This is a genomic window from Thiolapillus sp. (assembly GCF_048562965.1).
Lineage (GTDB): Bacteria > Pseudomonadota > Gammaproteobacteria > Chromatiales > Chromatiaceae > Thiolapillus > Thiolapillus brandeum_A.
This window is the reverse complement of record NZ_JBHNMF010000939.1, coordinates 1-1,105: the sequence shown is the minus strand read 5'-3', so window position 1 is coordinate 1,105 and position 1,105 is coordinate 1. Positions and strand designations below refer to the sequence as shown.

1 protein-coding gene is annotated in these 1,105 nt (G+C 60.7%); it reads left to right on the top strand.

What is annotated here, in order from left to right:
- On the top strand, positions 1-1,105 hold a 1,105-nt coding region (locus tag ACOCD2_RS21310; protein ID WP_419626066.1), incomplete at both ends, for a hypothetical protein.

Genomic DNA, 1,105 nt, shown 5'->3' with positions numbered 1-1,105 from the left:
GCGCGGTATATACCTACCGGTTGACCTATGTGGACATGGTGGATCAGCTCATGGACATTCGGGTGGATGATCAGCCGATACCGCGTGATATTGTGAACGTGGGTGCTAAGGGCGCGGCCACTCTCACCGCGGCACTGGAGGTTGCCCCCTGGGGTATGCTTGCGTCCAGATTCCCGTTTCTGAAGGGAAAGGACGCGGTAAAGGGTATTGTCAGTAATGCTACCGTTGCAGCTGCCCGAAATCCGGAGGTGGCGAAGGCGGTCATGAAAGCGCTGGGGGATCTGGCGCTGTTCACCGCAGCCGAAGGTGTCACGGAGGGGTCGCAGGAGCTGGTTGCTGTGGCGGTGGAGGAGCTGGCTAAGGCGGCGGCATTTGATGACTATGAGATGGATGCTTTCTCCCCGGAGACACGAACCCGCGTGGTGGCGGCTGCTGCCAAAGGTGCGATGGGCGCTCCCCTGATGGGTTTACCGGGTGTGGGGCTGGGCGCGACCGTACAGTTTGCCCTTGAGAAGCAGGAGCGCATTCAGGACCGTAAGGATCAGGAGCACCTGGATACGCTGATTGGTGCCACATCGTCTATGAATGCCAGCAGTGCGGTTCCTCAGCAGACTGCGGACGTTATCACGGGCATGGCCCGGCAAACGGGTTCACCGCATACGGTGTACGTTGATGCAAGCGCCGTGGTTGACGCGGCGGGTGCGCTTCATCAGGACGGCAAAGCACCGGGGCGCGGTACGTGGTTTGATAAGGTGCTCGAAAAGGCCCAGGCGTCCCTTGAGGGCTCTGTGGAGCTGGACGTAGGGGATGTTGTCGTGAACGCGGGAGGTGCCGGGTTTGAATCCTTGCGTCCGCACATGCGACTGCGCCCGGATGGTGTGTCCCAGTCGGACATGAACCGTACCTATGCTTCGCGGGATGCTACGCTGGAAGAGCGGCTGGAGGTTCTGGAGAAATCTGCGGAAGTTGAAGCGGCGCTGAAGTCGCACATTGAGCAGTTCTCGCAGGAGCTGGCAGGCACGGGGCGTGTTACGAAGCGTTTGGCGAACACGATGACCCGGTTTCTGAAGCCGTGGCTGTCACGGGTTGCGCTGCTGACGGGGGA